We start from the raw sequence: 13,382 nt of genomic DNA on the forward strand, positions 1-13,382 counted from the left end.
GGGATTCCTCCAAAACTTCTGATATTATGATACTATAAATCGCAAAAAAATTCAAATACCTAAGATAAAACAAATTGTTTTAAGCGGAGGAGTTAAGCTGAATGAAACTCGGCATTTATAAATTCTTCATACAGATATCGGATAAAAAACAGGTTTCACATTCCGGTTTTCTGGCCTTGCAGATATAACGTCCGTGGAGGAGAATCCAGTGGTGGGCATTTAGTAAATATTTTTTTGGAGTAACTCTAAGTAAATCTTCTTCAACTTGAATCGGAGTCTTGCCCGATGAAAGACCGATACGCGGGGCTGTGCGAAGGATATGGGTATCTACTGCGATTGCGGGTTTTCCGAAACCCATGTTTAAAACCACGTTTGCAGTCTTGCGGCCGACTCCGGGAAGTTTTATAAGTTCTTCCATGCTGTCGGGAACCCTTCCTGCATACTCATTTTGAATTATGCGGCTTAATTCAAAAATACGTTTAGCCTTTGTCGGATATAAATTTATTGTTTTAATGTATTCGCGGATTCCTTCTTCACCCAGTTCTATCATTTTTTGAGGCGTATCGGCTGCCTTAAAAAAAGGCCCCGTTGCTTTATTTACGCCGACATCAGTCGCTTGTGCAGACAGTACCACCGCTACCAAAAGGGTAAAAATATTTGCAGAATGTAATTCTCCTTTCGGGTTAGGGTTATTTTTTTTAAAGCGGCGGTATACTTCTTCGATTTTATCTTTATCCAATAAATTCATTTTTTTTCCTTAACGGTTTTAGTTTAGGTGAGCCCGACAGCTTGCATCCCATGATAAAAAGAATCGGAACCAAAATTAAAAAAACCGGTACTACCGTGATAAATGCAATAAACAAATCGTATTTATCGCCGACTATTCCCATAATAAAACTTGCAGTGCTGTAACCGGGAACTCCGAAGCAGGATAAAAAAATCATAAGGGCTGTTGCGTCTACAGGAAGGATGGCTGCGGCAAAGGATTGGATTGTCGGCCAAAGGCAGGCAAGGCAAAGTCCCATACAAAATAAAAACACCGCCAAACCGAAAAGCGAGTTTACAAAAACAAATAATAGGCTGACTATAAATGAAGCAATCGAAGAAACTATTATCGCTTTTTGAATGGAAACTTTTTTTAAGACCTTGCTGTTTAAGGATCTTCCGATAAACATTCCGAGGGCAAAGCTCGCCGTTACAATTCCTGCATAAAAGGCAGAGGCTTTTAAATAAAGCTGAATTAATGTAGCCGACCAAAAGGCAAAAGCTCCTTCGGCTCCTCCTGCAAAAAAAAGGGATAGGCCGAAAAGCCAAAAGGAGGGTAGGGAAAATATCTCTTTAAAGGCAGCCTTGCTTCCGTCCGAAGGAGGAAGTTTTATTTTTTTTGATGAAGGATAGGAAAAACAAATCAATAGAGCAAAAATAGATAGGCCTATGTAAATGTATCTCCAGTTTATTCCTATCGAAAGAAGATAGCCGAAGCCTATCAGACCGGAACAAGTTCCCAAGGGCCAAAAGGCATGCATCATATTCATCTTTGCTCCCGTATCGTTCGGATATAAATCGTTTACTATGGGAGTCAGCAGGGCTTCCATATTTGCAACACCCAAGCCCATACAAAGAGCACTTAAAAGAGCCGTAAAAAAGTTTATGCTTTTTGAAAAGAAAAAAAGCCCTGCGGTTAATATCAAGAGAGCTGTGCGCAAAACTTTTATCTTGCCGAATTTGGCAGCAAAGATGGGGCTTATAAAAAGAATTATCATCTGCTCGATAGCACAAAGCATTCCGAATAATCCCGCTTCCGTAAGCGAAAAATTTAAGTCTCTTTTAATATTTACGAGGCATATCGAGATTGCAATAGAAGAAAGAGAATAAACCAAGAAACTAAGGCCTGAAACATTAAAGGTTCTTTTTCGTAGATCTTTCATAAGGAATTATCGATATGATATTGTTTTTTATAAGAATAGTCAAGGCGGAGTGTTTTGTTTAAAATTCATCACAGGATGTTTTGTAGCTATATTTCCTGTTGAAATGGGTTTATAAGGGATATCCCTTGATATGTTTGCCCTGAATTTAAATCTTCGGATATAATCAATTTACAATTAGCTTTTTCAGCAGCAGCAATAATTAATGAATCCCAAAAGGATATCTGTGATTCTATACTTATGTTTATAGCATTTTCTGTCAATTGTAAATCACTTGTTATAATTTCCATATTCTTAAAATTGTGAACTATGGTTTTTATAAGAGTTTTGTCTATGTTCAATTTTCTAGTGGCGGCAACATAGAATTCATTTATTACTTGTGTGGATATTACCGGCTTGTTTTCATAAATTACCTTTCTTAATATATTGCGTGCTTTATTCATTTTATCATTGTCTCGATTGTCAAGTGCATAAACAAATATATTTGTATCAATAAATATTTTATTCACGATATAACTCATCCCTTGTCCATTGTTTTTTTTCCGTAGAAATATAAACCTTATCCATTAAGGAAAATGTATCATCAAGCCATTCGGTTTTTTGAGGGTGAATTGTTTGTTCAAGTAATTTGCGAATCAGGCTGTTGAAAGAAATATTTTGATGTTTAGCATATTCTTGTCCGGCTGTGAGTATATCTTCATCAAGGCTTAATGTTATATTTTTCATTGTAACCCTCCTGTAATTATTATATATAATTTTCCCAAAAAAAACAAGATTTTATTGACAAAAAAACTATCAAAAAAATTCCAATTGAGATTGCTGCTTATCTTCAAAGCTGTGAGTCATTTGATAACATTCACTTCTTGAATCGCAATAAATGCATTCATGAGAGCAGCCCCGATAAATATTCATTCCGTTTTTAGGAGATAAAATTCCTTTTGCTTTTACAAAGTGCATGAGATATTATAACATAAAATCTTGACAAGGTCTTGCTGGCAGTAGACTTAAAAATAAAAAATATTTATAATCTATCGAAAGAATTCCTGTTCTTATTTTAAGAACGGAATTTTATTCGTGCGGAGGGTTTAATACCCCGACGCTATGCGTCGTAACAAAAGGTATTAAAGCCGACTGCAACTACCTTATGAGAACAACATACCCCGATGCTCTGCGTCGGGGTATGTTGATTAGGAAGTGATTATGAACTCTAAATTTTTTACGATTTTAGGATGGGTTGCAACCGCAACCGCTATGGCAATGTATGTTTCGTATATTCCGCAAATAAGTAATAATTTAAACGGAATGAAAGGAAATTGGCTTCAGCCCTTGGTTGCTGCAATAAACTGTACTCTTTGGGTAACATACGGGCTTATGAAAAAACCTAAACGGGACTGGCCCATTGCCTTTGCAAATTCACCCGGCATAATTTTCGGTTTGGTTGCCTTTATTACCGCACTTTGAGACTGATTATCCGCACTGCTGCAATGTCTACAATCGCGGATCTACAGCTTCGCTTTCGAGGGCAAGAACTGCAAAGGCACTTTCATGAACTCGCCTTAAAGGTTCTTTTTTTACAAAGCGTTCAAGAGCCTCTACGCCTAAGGCAAATTCCTGCAAGGCTAGGGCTCTTTTTTTTGCTAAGCCCCTTTTCTTTAAACGGTCTAAATTTTCTTTTTCGCAATATTCGGGGCCGTAAATAATACGCAAGTATTCTTTACCACGGCACTTGACTGCCGGCTGAACGAGGCCGTACTTTTCTGCATGGAAAACAAAATCGAAGGGCTTTATTACCATGCCTTCTCCTCCTTTTTGTGTAAGAGATAACCACCAATCTACTGCATCTTTTATTTCATTTTCGTTTTCTACATCAACTATTTTATAGGGTGTAATTTTAAAAAGAGTTTTATCGGCAAGACATATTTCTTTTATGTTTTCCATATGCCATTCGTGATTTTTATCGGTATGCACAGCACCTTCCGTTGCCAAAATATGGAAGGGAGCGAGTTTATAATCATCTATGCTTTTTACTTCCCAACAATAATTACGGTAAGATTCAATAAATTTTTCAACCGAAACTTTTTTTTGAGTAAAAATATTTGATAAGTTTTCTGCTCCTTCAATTCCTCTCAATTTTGTGAGGTTTAAAATTTTTTCCGCTCCCGAAAGAGCGTTTATTGCAGATGAGCCTGTCGCCGCATATTGGTCATGTATAAGACGTTGAGCCTTTACAGACCAAGGCATAAGTTCCGCATCAAGACAAACCCAATCGGTGTTCTGTTTTTCCCAAAAGTTTGAAAGTGTTAAGGCCTTTTGAACCTTTGTTAAAAATTCTTTTTCGATTATTGAATCATTAAAAAAATTTCTTCCCGTGCGTGTATAACAAATACCGAAACCTTCATCTTCAATGCCGAATCTTTTTTCCGCAGTCTGCGTATCTTTGCAAATAACAAGCACTGCTCTGGAGCCCATGTGCTTTTCTTCCAAAATAATTTTTTTAACTCCGCGGCTTTTGTAATAATCGATAGCTTCAATTGGATGCTCTAAAAAATTTTCAAGGCCGCTTGTTTCCGAAGGAGACATGGTGGGCGGAAGATATATAAGCCATTTAGGGTTTACTGCAAAACGGCTGACCGCTTCAAGTGCTGCAATGGACTGTTCTTCTCGGATTAGGATATTGTTTTTTAATCGGGTTTGAATAATCCTTCTGCCTGTTACATCTTCAATATCGAGGAGGTCATCGTTTTCATGCTGCAATGAAACTGAAAGCTTGGGTTCGATAGGCCGTACAGGTTCCGAATAAACTTTTTTTGCCTTAACCGATACAAACTCCTCTTCGGGATAACGGAGGGCAGTCAGAGCTCCGCCGAAAACGCAGCCTGTGTCTATGTCAATCGTATTATTCAACCATTGCGGATTCGGAACGGGAGTATGGCCGTAAACAACCTTTGCTCTGCCGCGGTATTCGGATGCCCAATTATATCTCACCGGTAACCCGAACTCATCCGTTTCGCCGGTAGTTTCTCCGTATAAACAAAAAGAACGCACTGCCCCTGAACCGCGTCCCTGCATTTCTTCTTTTAAGCCTGCATGGGCGACAACCAGTTTTCCCGAATCCAAAACATAGTGACTGATAAGACCGTATAAAAATTCTTTTACATCGTTTTTAAATTCTTCAGATTCATTTTCGAGCTGCTGAAGGGTTTCTGCAAGTCCGTGTTTTTCCTGTACTGCCTTTCCGTTAAGTTTTTTATGAAGCTTCATATCGTGATTGCCGGGAACACAGAGTGCCGAACCGTTCTGCACCATGCTCATAACAAGTTTTAAAACTTGAGGAGAAGCCGGCCCCCTGTCTACCAAATCGCCTAAAAAAACGGCTGTACGGTTTTCGGGATGGCTTACATTGAAGCCGTAATTTTTTCCGTCATCGTTTACCGAATCTATTTTGTAATTTAGTTTTTGCAAAAGTTCTACAAGCTCATCATAGCAGCCGTGCACATCACCGATAATATCGAATGGGCCGTGCATATCGGTTTTATCGTTATAAAGTTTTTCACGGATAATTTCCGTAACGGAATTTACTTCTTCTTCCGATCTTAGAATATAAAGTTTTTTAAAGCCTTCTTTCTTTAAATTTTTTAACGAATGTTTTAAGTTTTGCATCTGATGTCTTAAAACTCTAGAAGAAATTTTTCTGTCTGTCCTCTCTTCGTTTCTTTTTTCACAAAGCTCTTGAGGTAAATCAAAAACAATTGCAACAGGAAGAACATGAAAGGAACGGGCTATGTTGAGAAGTTTTTTTCTTGCTTCCTGCTGAATGTTTGTCGCATCTGCAACCGTGAGTAATCCGTTTTGAAGCCTCTTTGAAAGAATAAAATTAAAAACTTCAAAGGCATCGTTTGTAGCTGATTGATTATTTTCATCATTTGAAACTATACCTCTGCAAATATCGGAAGAAACAATTTCGTATTTTTCAAAATGTTTTTGTGCAAAGCTGCTTTTACCGGAGCCCGAAACTCCGACAAGTAAAACCAGTGAGGTCTTGGGTATATTAATCTGCATATTTAAATACCGCCATCTGTGACGGAGCTCCTATATTTTTTTCTTCTTCGCCTACCGGAAAAAATTCTACGGAATAATTATTTTCATCGGCAACTCTTTTTGCCCATGTTTCAAATTCCTTGCGTGTCCATTCAAAACGGTGATCGGTATGCCGCATTTTTCCGTTTGCTAAATTTTCATATTGCACATTGTACTCGCTGTTCGGCGTGGTAAGAACTACGGTACTTGGTCTTGCAAATTTAAAAACAGCTTTTTCAAAGGCTGGTAATCTGTTTTCATCCATGTGTTCTATTACTTCAACAACGGCAGCAGCTTCAAAGCCTGAAAATCTTTTATCTCTGTACATAAGTGAACTTTGAAATAAACTAAGCTTTTCTTTTTGTTTGGGCGGCATATCCTCCCAATGCAGTCTTTCCTTGCATTTTGTTAATTCGGAATATGAAACATCCATGCCTGCAATTTTTTCAAATTGTTTTTCTTTTAAAAGAAGCCGTATCAGTTTGCCGTCTCCGCATCCCAAGTCGATAACGCTTTTAGCTCCGCTCATTTTTAATTTTTCGGTAACGGCATTTAGTCTTTGGTCATGCAGCCTTTCCTTTTTTTCTTTTTGAAGAGGTGAATCCGATTCTTCTTCAGTTTCGGATTGAGCTGCATTTTCTTCTTCAGCTAGAATATTAAAAGCCGAACGCACAAGCGATTTTATATTTATCAAATAGCGCGAAACTATTAAATCCTTTGAAGGATGATTTTCAAGCCAGCCTTTTCCTTTTTGCAATAATTTATCGACCTCATCCTGAGTAATAAAATAATGCTTTTCATTATCCAATACGGGAATTAAAACATAAAGATGAGAAAGCAAATCTTTAATAGGTAATTTATTTTTTAATATGAGAGTAAAATATTTTCCGTAACCCCAGTCGGTAAATTTTGTATCGAGAATATGACGCTCGGCTTCGATACTGTAGCCTAAAGGTTCAAAAAGATTTTTAATTAAAAGCTCGCCGCCGCGGGGAGCGGGAAGAACCGAAATCTTTACAGTTAAGGAAAGAGCTTCTTCAACATATTCGGGATGCTCTTTGCAGTTACCGTTTAAGGCACTTGAAAAGACCTTTGAAATTGCAGAACTCATAAATGAGGAAGCAACATAGGGGCGGTCGTTTACATATTGGCCCAGTAAAAATTCCTTTCCCGTAAAATTTTTTGCATTGCGCACCATTCCGACAGGATCGATTTCCAAAAGCAGAGCAGCCGTTGTTTTTTCTTGGGAGTATTCGGGATAAAAAACATGAGCCTTTCCTACCGATAATTCTGCTGTCTGTAATTTATCGGGATGTTTATGCAGCAAAAAACTTAAAATATTCGAGTTATTTCCTTTAGCACTTATTGTTAAAAGCATTTATTCTTCCTTAAAATTGAACAGCTGAACAAAATATCAATTTTGGAAGCTGTTCAATTAGTACGCGATAGCGTACATACAATCTGCGATGTTTCGGCAATCAAATATTCAAACCGAAACTCGATGTGTTTTTCAGCCGCTCTATTTCAGCGGCTGAAAATAAACCTTCCTTGAATTTATCATAAACAGCCGGTATTTTAACATATTGCCGATAATTTCACAAGTAAGCTATAAAGGTTCTTTAATTCAATAATTACAGCAAGAAGAATTACAAGGCTTGTGATTTTTATTAAAAAATGATAGAATAAGCCTTAGAGGTAACCTATGGAAAATAAACGGATATTAAATAAAATACACATCAAACCTAAAGATTTGGATTTGATTAAAAATGCTGTTGCAGAGGCGGAAAAAACTACAAATGGTGAAATTGCTTTGGCGGTTATTCCTCAAAGTGATTCTTATTCGTTTGTAGAATTGTTTGCTGCCGTCTGCCTAGCCTTTATTTCTTTTTTTGTTATGCTTTATTTCGGAAACGGTATTTGGAAATTACTCGAAACAAAACTTTGGTATCCTTCACCTAAGACTCTTACGGCCGTAATCGGGGCAGGTGTTTTCGTTGTAATGCTCCTTTTCTTTTTGCTGATAAATATTCCTGCTCTCGATAGATTAATAATTCCAAAAAAAATAAAGGAAGCAAGGGTATATGCAAGAGCTTTAAAACATTTTGTAGAATGCGGAATTTATAAGACTGCCGAAAGAACCGGTATTTTGATCTTTGTTTCTATTCTTGAAAGAAAAGTTTTTATTATCGCAGATTCCGGTATTGCCGAAAAAGTTGAGCAAGGTAAATGGAACAGTATTTGCGGCATAATAACTTCCGGCCTAAAGTCAAAAAAGACAACGCAGAGTTTCTGCAAGGCGGTGGAAGAATGTGGAAAAATTCTTGCAGAACATTTTCCTAAAACGGCAGGAAATCCGAACGAATACCCCGACGGGCTTGTGGTATTGGAGCGATAGATGACAAAAAAAATCAAGCTTTTTTCTATCTTGCTTTTTACTGCGGCCGTTAATATTTTTTCGCTTAATGTACCTAAGCTTAAAGGGCCTGTAAACGACTTAGCCGGTATTCTATCGGATGATCAAAAGACTGAAATAGAGAATTTTCTTTTTGAAATTGAAAAAAAATCGGATGTGCAAATAGCCGTCTTAACTATCCCTTCTCTCGAAGGAGAAAATTGTGAAGAATATTCATTGCGTGTTGCAGAAACATGGCAGCTTGGCTCTAAAGAAAAAGATTCGGGTGTGTTGCTCCTTGTTGCCGTAAACGATAAAAAAATGCGTATTGAAGTAGGGTACGGCCTTGAGGCAAGTATTACCGATGCCGCTGCAGGCCGTATTATACGGAATGTAATAGCTCCCGAATTTAAAACAGGGAATTTCGGTAACGGGATATTCCTAGGGGTAAAAGCTATTGCAGGATGTGCCTTACAGGATGAAAGTATGCTGTCCGAAATCAATTCCTCTGATGATGATTCTGACGGCTTTGCTATCATCATCGGACTTACGGCTTTACTTATAATATGGTTTATTTTTTGCAGACTTATTCCGTGCTTTTTCTGGATTTTGTACCGCTTGATAACTTTGAAGGGATTTACCGGTCAGGAATTGGTAACTAATTTATTTACTTCAAGAAGTGTGTTTAAATTTTCAGGCTCTTCGGGAGGCGGAGGCGGTTATTCAGGAGGAGGGGGCAGTTTTGGAGGCGGCGGAGCTTCGGGAAGCTGGTAACGTCATTTGAAGGAAAAATCCGCTTTAGCTTGCTTTTTGGGCTAAAAATTTCCAAAAAATATGTTTTTTTGACTAATTTAGTATTGACATTTATTTATACCTATGATATTATAGCCCCCGTTGCAAATGCAAAATGGGCTATTAGCTCAGTAGGTAGAGCAACGCCCTTTTAAGGCGTGGGTCTCAGGTTCGAATCCTGAATAGCTCAAAACGGAATCGGTTATATCGGTTCCGTTTTTTTTTGCTCAATGCCGATGTATTGACAAAGTGACCGTATAAGTGCTAATATTCTATTTTAAGTCTAAATTTACATTTTTAGAGGTTTATATGGCTAGTTCAAAAAAGATTGTTGCTTCCATAGGGGGCATTATAGTTTTTGTTTTGGGAGTAATTGCCTTCGTTGCGGCTCCTATGATTACGGATCGGGCTTCTCAAGGTTTTAAAGTCGTCGGTAAATGGGGTAAGGTAAGAATAGATAATAGTTCATCATCTCCTTTTGTGGATCAATATCACTTTTTGACTAATTATGTCGATCGCCAAAAAATGGAGCCGGAAGATGCCCAAATGAAAGAATATTTTTGGAACCAGATTTCATACTTAGCTTTTAGAGCTGCTGTTGTGCAGGTAGCTATGGAGGATGAGGTTGTAAGTGCAGGATACCGTGTTCCGCAATTCCGTATAAATAAGGATTTAATAAACTATTATTTGGATGAAAACGGCGTTTATTCTGAAAGCAAATATCAGAACACTCCCGAAACTACGCGTGTTACATATCGAAAAGAAATTGAAAAATACATTAAGGACAATCGTTATATAGAAGATTTGTTCGGAAACGGAAGCGGGTATGGGCTTAAAACCTCTTCCAAGGAAACGGATTTTATTGTAGATATGGCAAAAAAAGAAAGAAGCTTTAAATATGTTGTTTTTAATTTGAGCCTTTATCCTTCTTCCGAAATCGTAAAATACGGAGAAGAACATAGCGATCTTTTTACAAGTTATGATTTATCCTTATTAAGCTATCCAACCGAAGAAGAAGCAAAGAAGATGTTAGCCTCGCTTAAAAGCGGAGAGGTGAGTTTTGAGGATGCGGTTATTCTAAATGCTACAAAAACTCTTACTGATGATAACGGGAAAATTACTTCAAATTATCGAACGGATATAAATAGATATTTTCCCGATAACGAACACCTTAAAGCTGTTTTATCTTTAAAACCTTCCGACTTTAGTCCGGTAGTTTCAATGCAAAACGGAATGTTCGGAATTGTAAGATGTAATGCAGAACCTTCTCTTCCCGATTTTGAAAGTGAAGCTCTTATTTCAAATATTCGAAATTATATGAACCGAAATGAAAAGGGTATGCTTGAAGATTATGTTCTTCAGACTGCAAATAGATTTGCAGAAGCTGCAAGAACCGCAGGTTTTGAAACGGCTGCTGAGGATTTTGAAGAAACAACTCTAACTGTTGAAACTTCAAACTTGTTCGGCATAAACTATGGGAATGCAAGTTCTCTTCCGTCTCTTCCATCGCAAGGTATTTTTACCTCGCTTGAAAAAAATGAATCTTTCTTTAAAAAAGCTTTTGCACTAAAGAGCGGGGAAATTTCAGAGCCCATCCTTGCCGGTTCCCAAGTTGCAGTATTAACTCTTGAAGAAGAAAAAGAAGTTGATGAGTACACTCTTGACCGCACTAAAAAGGATTATCAAAATCAAGCAGGTGCTTGGTTTCCCTATTATCACATAGCGGCTATTATGAGTATGCAGGGAATGAATTATCCTCTTCCGATTGCTCATAAAACATTTATGGATTATATTTTTACAAATTCCAAATTCCAAGATAATTTTGGGAATCTATTTAAATAATAATGACTGCAAATAATGAAAAACCTGAGCTCATTCCCATTGACTCAGGTTTTTCGGTTTTATACAAAGGCAAGTACTTATATTCAAAACGCTCACCGCAAAAAAATATCTTACAATTAATTTCTTCTATTGTAATTCAAAGTGAAACATTGGTTCTTTGTGTATCTCCGGTTTTAGGATACGGATTAAAAGAGCTTTTAGAAAAGCTCCCGACGGATTCTTTTGCCATCGGTTTGGAAGCTGATGAAAAACTGTTGAAGCTTTCAAAAAATAAAATCGATAAAAATATTTTAGAAGATTCTAAATTTTTATATACGGGAACGGATTCGATAAATATCTTATTAAAGCAGTTTGATGATTTTATTAAAGGAAAAAAAATTAGACGCGTTATAAGAATAGATTTTTCGGGAGGAGCGGCTTTAAATCAATCCTTTTATTCTCAAGCCTTTGATTTTATCTCTCAATATATTTCGCAAATATGGATTAACCGATTAACGCTAATTCAATTCGGCAGAAATTATGCCCGTAATTTTTTTAAAAACTATTATTCTATTTTACGCTCTATTGTAAAGAGCCCTGATAAAAGTTCGGTTTTAAATATAAATTCTTGTTTTGGTTCTTTAATTGAAAAATCGGTTAATAGGCCTATTATTGTAATAGGAGCCGGGCCGTCTCTTGATTCTTCCATTGAATTTATAAAAGAAAACAGGAATAGGCTTTTTGTTCTTGCAGTCGATGCTGCTTTTGCAGGGCTTTATCCCGAAATAAGATCTGACGCTGTTGTTTTGCTTGAGTCGCAATATTGGATTCAAAAAGCCTTTATCGGCATTACGGATTTAGATATTCCCATTATCGCCGATTTGACATCGAATCCTTCTTTGCTCGTAAAGCTAAATGGAAATAAGGCTTTTTTCTTTACCGATTATTCCGCTCAAGATTCCGCGGCAAGTTCTTTTTTTTCCGTTTTAAAAGAAAAAAATATTTTACCTTTAAGGCTTGAAGCTATGGGCTCGGTGGGGCTTGCTGCCTTAGCTCTTGCCGAAAGATTGGCTTTTGACGGTCTTCCTATTTTTCATACAGGTTTGGATTTTTCGTGGGGGCAGGGATTCAGTCATTCAAAATTAAGCTATCAAGTTAAAAATATATTTTCGGATATTTCCAAAATAAAAAGTCTTTACACGGGAGAATCTTTGTTTCCGAATAAGCTTAGTTTTGAAAAGGGTAAAAACGGCAGTCTTGTTTTTACTTCTCCTAATTTAAAAAATTACGGAGAGCTTTATAAAAAACTTTTTGCTTCTAAAGAAAACTTTTTTGATATAGGGCAATCAGGTTTGGAGCTAAATTCAAAAAAAATAAGCTTTGATACGGCAAAAAAAATCATCGACGATTTTTATTCGTGCGGAGGGGTTGTTGATTTGAGCTATGAAGCATCTTGTTCTATAAATAAAAATAATGATAAAAAAAATTTTATAAATTATAATTATGCAGATAAAGAAAAAGCGATAAAAGATTTTTTAATTTCCGAAAAAGAAAAACTTCTTAGGCTCAAAAGTATTTTTACCGGAAAAATAAATTCTTCTGATGCAGAAATTAAAACTCTTTTTTTGTCTATGCCTTATCTATATCTTCATTTCCCGGATTATAATTCCTTATCCGAAACCCTCTTGGATAAACATTTTTTATCCCGTGTAAGAATTGAGATAGAATATTTTTTAAAAATACATCTGACAAATGAAAATTTTATCAATTAAGAAAATGCTACAGTTTTAGTAAAATTCATATCGTATAAATTTTTTGTAATGCGGCTATTCATTTCATATGCCCATTGAATTTTTTCTTTTGCTTCATTTATCCAATTATTGTTTTTTCCTATTTTGATAGAGTCCGTTAAGTACTTAATAGCCTGATAAAGAGCTTGAGATATTTTAACTACGATTTCATCACCGAAGCCTTCCGACAAAGGATGTGCACAAAGATAATCTCGTGACCAAAAAATTTTATCTAATCCCATTTTATATAAAAAAAGAGACTTGTCTGACACATATTCGGCTTTTTTATCTCTGTTAATAAATTTATATTTTCCATTTACTTTCATTTTTTCATATTCATCACTTATTATTTTAGATTCGCTCTTGGAGTTTGTTTTTATATTTGAATACACATGATTTAAAATCATCATGTATTTATCATATTGAGTCTTATTGTTTGTATACATATCGGGATGATATTTTTTTACAAGAGTATAATATTCTTTTTTTATTTCTTCTTTTGAAATACTTTGTGCTATTGTAATAAAATTTTTTATATCATTATTAAAACTATCTTGTGCTATCATAAGAATAATTATAATAGAG

Annotated in this window: 12 protein-coding genes, 1 tRNA gene and 1 pseudogene; 6 read left to right on the top strand and 8 right to left on the bottom strand. The window is 36.2% G+C overall.

Annotation, left to right across the window (positions count from 1 at the left end):
• Positions 1-115: 115 nt before the first annotated feature.
• The 5 genes and pseudogenes from nth to E4N80_RS00995 form a co-directional block, all read right to left on the bottom strand.
• Positions 116-748: an endonuclease III gene (gene nth, locus E4N80_RS00975; RefSeq protein WP_253699734.1), complete on the bottom strand. Its 633-nt coding sequence runs from the start codon at positions 746-748 to the stop codon at positions 116-118.
• Positions 732-1,928 (bottom strand): MFS transporter, encoded by a 1,197-nt coding sequence (locus E4N80_RS00980; protein ID WP_253699735.1) that lies wholly within the window; start codon positions 1,926-1,928, stop codon positions 732-734. Before E4N80_RS00980 ends, nth begins: the two co-directional genes overlap by 17 nt.
• An 86-nt stretch (positions 1,929-2,014) precedes the next feature.
• Positions 2,015-2,434, bottom strand: coding sequence for a PIN domain-containing protein (locus E4N80_RS00985; protein WP_253699736.1), 420 nt, complete (start codon positions 2,432-2,434; stop codon positions 2,015-2,017).
• On the bottom strand, positions 2,427-2,651 hold the full coding sequence (locus E4N80_RS00990) for a DUF6364 family protein (protein ID WP_253699737.1): 225 nt from the start codon (positions 2,649-2,651) through the stop codon (positions 2,427-2,429). Before E4N80_RS00990 ends, E4N80_RS00985 begins: the two co-directional genes overlap by 8 nt.
• Positions 2,652-2,750: 99 nt before the next feature.
• Positions 2,751-2,882: pseudogene (locus E4N80_RS00995) on the bottom strand (radical SAM protein); the annotation flags it as partial.
• A gap of 243 nt (positions 2,883-3,125) precedes the next feature.
• On the opposite strand from E4N80_RS00995, the gene E4N80_RS01000 reads away from it, so the two are divergent.
• Positions 3,126-3,386, top strand: a complete 261-nt coding sequence (locus tag E4N80_RS01000) for a SemiSWEET family transporter (RefSeq protein WP_002667363.1) — start codon at positions 3,126-3,128, stop codon at positions 3,384-3,386.
• A gap of 27 nt (positions 3,387-3,413) precedes the next feature.
• Here the strand turns inward: E4N80_RS01000 and E4N80_RS01005 are convergent, their stop codons facing one another.
• Positions 3,414-5,984: a polynucleotide kinase-phosphatase gene (locus tag E4N80_RS01005; protein WP_253699738.1), complete on the bottom strand. Its 2,571-nt coding sequence runs from the start codon at positions 5,982-5,984 to the stop codon at positions 3,414-3,416.
• Complete coding sequence (locus E4N80_RS01010) at positions 5,974-7,380, bottom strand: 3' terminal RNA ribose 2'-O-methyltransferase Hen1 (protein WP_253699739.1); 1,407 nt, start codon at positions 7,378-7,380, stop codon at positions 5,974-5,976. The genes E4N80_RS01005 and E4N80_RS01010 overlap by 11 nt, the downstream gene beginning before the upstream one ends.
• 324 nt (positions 7,381-7,704) lie before the next feature.
• On the opposite strand from E4N80_RS01010, the gene E4N80_RS01015 reads away from it, so the two are divergent.
• From E4N80_RS01015 to E4N80_RS01035, 5 genes are all read left to right on the top strand, one after another.
• A complete protein-coding gene (locus E4N80_RS01015; RefSeq protein ID WP_253699740.1) occupies positions 7,705-8,397 on the top strand; it encodes a TPM domain-containing protein in 693 nt (230 codons plus the stop codon).
• Entirely contained in the window at positions 8,398-9,168 is a 771-nt protein-coding gene (locus E4N80_RS01020) for a TPM domain-containing protein (protein WP_253699741.1), read from the top strand. It abuts the gene before it with no gap.
• A 135-nt stretch (positions 9,169-9,303) separates the two neighbouring features.
• Positions 9,304-9,376 (top strand) — tRNA-Lys (locus tag E4N80_RS01025).
• A gap of 119 nt (positions 9,377-9,495) precedes the next feature.
• Positions 9,496-11,028 carry a peptidylprolyl isomerase gene (locus tag E4N80_RS01030; RefSeq protein WP_253699742.1) on the top strand — a complete coding sequence of 511 codons (1,533 nt, stop codon included), beginning with the start codon at positions 9,496-9,498 and terminating at the stop codon, positions 11,026-11,028.
• Positions 11,029-11,030: 2 nt separating this feature from the next.
• Positions 11,031-12,779: a 6-hydroxymethylpterin diphosphokinase MptE-like protein gene (locus E4N80_RS01035; RefSeq protein ID WP_253699743.1), complete on the top strand. Its 1,749-nt coding sequence runs from the start codon at positions 11,031-11,033 to the stop codon at positions 12,777-12,779.
• Here E4N80_RS01035 and E4N80_RS01040 read toward each other — a convergent pair.
• The gene (locus tag E4N80_RS01040) at positions 12,776-13,363 is read right to left on the bottom strand and encodes a J domain-containing protein (protein WP_253699744.1); all 588 of its coding nucleotides are present in this window, start codon (positions 13,361-13,363) and stop codon (positions 12,776-12,778) included. The two genes, E4N80_RS01035 and E4N80_RS01040, sit on opposite strands and share 4 nt — an antisense overlap.
• Positions 13,364-13,382: the final 19 nt, after the last annotated feature.

The organism is Treponema denticola (genome assembly GCF_024181605.1).
GTDB lineage: Bacteria > Spirochaetota > Spirochaetia > Treponematales > Treponemataceae > Treponema_B > Treponema_B denticola_B.

Excerpts from the sequence above, each read along its gene's own strand:
- nth (WP_253699734.1), bottom strand. The coding sequence starts at position 748 with ATGAATTTATTGGATAAAGATAAAATCGAAGAAGTATACCGCCGCTTT.
- E4N80_RS00980 (WP_253699735.1), bottom strand. The coding sequence starts at position 1,928 with ATGAAAGATCTACGAAAAAGAACCTTTAATGTTTCAGGCCTTAGTTTC.
- E4N80_RS00990 (WP_253699737.1), bottom strand. The coding sequence starts at position 2,651 with ATGAAAAATATAACATTAAGCCTTGATGAAGATATACTCACAGCCGGA.
- E4N80_RS01000 (WP_002667363.1), top strand. The coding sequence starts at position 3,126 with ATGAACTCTAAATTTTTTACGATTTTAGGATGGGTTGCAACCGCAACC.
- E4N80_RS01005 (WP_253699738.1), bottom strand. The coding sequence starts at position 5,984 with ATGCAGATTAATATACCCAAGACCTCACTGGTTTTACTTGTCGGAGTT.
- E4N80_RS01010 (WP_253699739.1), bottom strand. The coding sequence starts at position 7,380 with ATGCTTTTAACAATAAGTGCTAAAGGAAATAACTCGAATATTTTAAGT.
- E4N80_RS01015 (WP_253699740.1), top strand. The coding sequence starts at position 7,705 with ATGGAAAATAAACGGATATTAAATAAAATACACATCAAACCTAAAGAT.
- E4N80_RS01020 (WP_253699741.1), top strand. The coding sequence starts at position 8,398 with ATGACAAAAAAAATCAAGCTTTTTTCTATCTTGCTTTTTACTGCGGCC.
- E4N80_RS01030 (WP_253699742.1), top strand. The coding sequence starts at position 9,496 with ATGGCTAGTTCAAAAAAGATTGTTGCTTCCATAGGGGGCATTATAGTT.
- E4N80_RS01035 (WP_253699743.1), top strand. The coding sequence starts at position 11,031 with ATGACTGCAAATAATGAAAAACCTGAGCTCATTCCCATTGACTCAGGT.
- E4N80_RS01040 (WP_253699744.1), bottom strand. The coding sequence starts at position 13,363 with ATGATAGCACAAGATAGTTTTAATAATGATATAAAAAATTTTATTACA.